We start from the raw sequence: 2,562 nt of genomic DNA, 5'->3' as shown, positions 1-2,562 counted from the left end.
GCGATGTACGCCGCCTCCAAGGCCGCGATGAACGCCTTCAGCGAGGGGCTCTGGAGCGACCTCGCCGGCTCGAACATCCACGTGGCGATCGTGAACCCGGGGCCGATCGACACGGAGATCTGGCTCAAGGAGGACGAGCCGAACGCATACCACGGCAGGAAGTACCCGCCCGAGATCGTGACCGACGCCATCTTCGAAGCGATCGAGAGGCGCCGCTACGAGATGACCGTCCCCAGGCGCAATCCGATGCTGGTGACCGCGCGCTTCCTCCGCCTCTTCCTCCCCAACCTCCTCCGCTTCGGCCTGGCGAAGTCGGACCCCGTGCCGGCGGAGGTGGTCGAGCAGGCGCGGGCCCGGGCGCTCAGGGGCAAGCGCCTCGGGGACTTGAGCGAGGGCTGACCCGCACCCGCTCCCAGCGTCGCAGCTCCACCTGTCCGGACGGCGCCCCGGGCGGTTTGGTCACGTCGGCTACGCGACACAGGTGGACGTCGACCCGGCGCCCGGCGCGCGCCTTCGAGTTCGAGGCGGCCAGCTCGGCGGCGCGCTCGACCACGGCCCGCGGCAGCGCGTCGAGCCTGTCCGGATTGCGAACCACGACGTGGCTCCCCGGCACGCCGCCCGCGACGTGGAGCCAGAAGTCCTCGGGCGCCGCCACCGCGAAGGTGAGCTCGTCGTTCTCGGCGTCGCCCCTGCCGATCAGGACCTCGTACCCCTCGACGACGACGGTCCGGTACCGCCGCCCCTTGCTCGCCACTCCACGAGTGTAGCGGACGCCGCGCCCGAGAGAAGAGGCGAGCCAATTGACGCTGCCGCCGAAGGGGTCTAGCTAGCTCAGGGGGGCGACCGAACGGGGGGTGAGGGCATGGCCGACACGCTGACCGTCATCGACAACCGCACCGGGAGGAAGATCGAGCTCCGCATCGAGCACGGCGCCATCCGCGCCACCGATCTCGCCCAGCTCGGCATCGTCAGCTACGACCCGGCGCTCCTCAACACCGCCGCTTGCAAGAGCAAGGTGAGCTACATCGACGGCGAGCGCGGCATCCTCCGCTACCGCGGCTATCCGATCGAGGAGCTGGCCGAGAAGAGCAACTTCCTCGAGACCGCCTACCTGATCGTCAAGGGCGAGCTGCCGACCGTCTCCCACTTCCCCATGTGGCAGCGCAACATCAAGATGCACACCCTCGTGCACGAGAACCTGAAGCACTTCATCGAGGGCTTCCGCTACGACGCGCACCCGATGGGCATCCTGATCGCCACGGTGGGCGCGCTCTCCACCTTCTACCCCGAGGCCAGGAACATCATGGACCTCGAGTCGCGGCGCATGCAGACCCGGCGGCTCATCGGCAAGATGCCGACCATCGCGGCGTTCGCCTACCGCCACAGCCGCGGGCTGCCCTACGTCTACCCCGACAACGACCTCTCCTACACCGGCAACTTCCTCTCCATGATGTTCAAGATGACCGAGCTCAAGTACAAGCCCGATCCCATCCTCGAGCGGGCGCTCGACGTGCTCTTCATCCTCCACGCCGACCACGAGCAGAACTGCTCGTCCACCACCATGCGGACGATCGGGAGCGCGCACTCCGACCCGTATGCGGCGGTGGCGGGGGCCGCGGCGGCGCTCGGCGGCCCGCGCCACGGCTCGGCCAACGAGGAGGTCGTGCACATGCTGCACGAGATCGGCTCGAAGGACCGGGTGCCGGGCCTCATCAGGCAGGTGAAGGGCGGGGAGCGGCGGCTGATGGGCTTCGGCCACCGCGTCTACAAGAACTACGACCCGCGCGCGAAGATCATCAAGCAGATCGCGCATCAGGTGTTCGAGGTGACGGGCAGGAACCCGCTCATCGACATCGCCCTCGAGCTCGAGCGGATCGCGCTCGCCGACGACTACTTCGTCAGCCGCAAGCTCTACCCGAACGTCGACTTCTACTCGGGGATCATCTACGAGGCGATGGGGCTGCCGGTGGCGATGTTCCCCGTCCTGTTCGCGATCGCGCGCACGGCGGGCTGGATGGCGCAGTGGGCGGAGCTGGTCCTCGACGAGGAGCAGAAGATCACGCGCCCGAAGCAGCTCTACGTGGGATACCCCGAACGCCGTTACGTGCCGCTCGACCAGCGCCGCGAAGGGGGCGAGCGCGAGACGCCAGTGGAGGGGCCGCTGTAGCACCGACGCCGGCTCGTCGCCTCGGACGTGCCCGAGGGCCATCGACGGCCGCGTCTGCCTCGCGCTCGTCCCCTGCTGATCGTACTTTGCCCTCGGATTCGCCGGACCCCGACCTGGGTAGCGACCGCCGCAGCGCCGTGGCCCGATGCCTCGGCGCGGAGCCGCCACGTCCGCCTACGGCCGCAGGACGAGGGCCTGCGCGGGGGCGAGCACGCCCGCGTACGGCCGGTCCTCCCCCGCCCCGTCGCTCGCGATCTCGACGCGGCCGTGCGCGGCGAACGGGAGACGCTGGCCGGTGAAGTTGACGAGCACGATCCGCTTCTCGGCCCCGGCGGCGCGCTCGTAGGCGAGGACGCCCGCGGGCACCTCGAGCAGGCGGCAGCTGCCCGCGTGGA

At 69.7% G+C, this 2,562-nt stretch carries 3 protein-coding genes; 2 read left to right on the top strand and 1 reads right to left on the bottom strand.

The genetic code is table 11. The features are described 5' to 3' along the window. The coding region (locus E6J59_20045) for an SDR family NAD(P)-dependent oxidoreductase (GenBank protein TMB15333.1) at positions 1-399 on the top strand (399 nt) is incomplete at its 5' end. Here the strand turns inward: E6J59_20045 and E6J59_20040 are convergent. After that, positions 362-754: a DUF814 domain-containing protein gene (locus E6J59_20040; GenBank protein ID TMB15332.1), complete on the bottom strand. Its 393-nt coding sequence runs from the start codon at positions 752-754 to the stop codon at positions 362-364. The genes E6J59_20045 and E6J59_20040 overlap by 38 nt on opposite strands. Positions 755-862: 108 nt before the next feature. Here E6J59_20040 and E6J59_20035 point away from each other — a divergent pair, with 108 nt between their 5' ends. Then, the gene (locus tag E6J59_20035) at positions 863-2,167 is read left to right on the top strand and encodes a citrate synthase (protein ID TMB15331.1); all 1,305 of its coding nucleotides are present in this window, start codon (positions 863-865) and stop codon (positions 2,165-2,167) included. The last annotated feature ends 395 nt before the right edge of the window (positions 2,168-2,562 follow it).

Source organism: Deltaproteobacteria bacterium (assembly GCA_005879795.1).
Lineage (GTDB): Bacteria > Desulfobacterota > Binatia > DP-6 > DP-6 > DP-6.
This window is presented reverse-complemented; position numbering and strand designations above follow the sequence as displayed.